At 39.1% G+C, this 818-nt stretch carries 1 pseudogene; it reads right to left on the bottom strand.

Going from position 1 to position 818, the window contains the following annotated elements:
- A pseudogene (locus AC1DJR_RS31965) lies at nt 1-818 on the bottom strand (ATP-binding protein); the annotation flags it as partial.

The raw sequence follows: 818 nt of genomic DNA, 5'->3' as shown, positions 1-818 counted from the left end.
CATTTTTTTCATTTGCTCTTTTGCTATTCTGACCAGGCGGTCTTTTTTCATTGGATGTCTGGCATAACCTACACCAATTCCATCACTAAGCAAATCTTTGGGCAACATTTCTTCTCCCTTATCGAGATACAAAATTTTCTTTTCTACTTTATCCTTTTTATCTCCCTTAATCTTTGGAAGGTGAAGTAAATTTGCAAGTTCTGACCCCGTCCAGGTCATTTTTCCATAACTCGGACACGGAACCTTTAAGACTGAATGCTTTAACCTTCGATAGCGAAGCTCATTTACATCAGCCATAATACTTGCAACCATATTCCCCAAATTTTTGAGAACAGGGACACCAGGATAATATTCACTTGCGAATGATACAGCGACTTGAAAGGCCATTTCATTTCCTGCGAAACGTCTGTTCAAATCTCTATACTCTTCTTTCTCAAAAGCATCTAGGCCAAAACCAGAACTATGCTTCTTTCTTTTCTTAATTGCTTTTTCTGCTTTCCGTATGCCCTTTATCAAACGATGGCCGTTATCTGGAGAAAAAGAAATATCAATCCACGTTTTTTCTTCCGTTGCATTAAGTAGAGTCGGCAATACATCTTTTGTGTATCTTGCTAATGATAAAGTTGCTTCAAGATGTCTACGCTTCAAAACCATACGCCCGCCAACAGCTCTCCAAGTTGGGAAAGGTACTTCATCCATTTTCTGTTCATACACTTCTGCATGAATATATAGGCTTCGAAATGCCTGGACGACACGATTAATCCCATCATTTGGCCCTGCAAGATAAAAACGCAATCTTTCTTCTTTTCCTTCTGGAC

The sequence above is a fragment of the Bacillus sp. 05T31 genome, assembly GCF_056396725.1.
The sequence above is the reverse complement of the archived record's forward strand: the minus strand, read 5'-3'. Positions and strand labels throughout refer to the sequence as shown.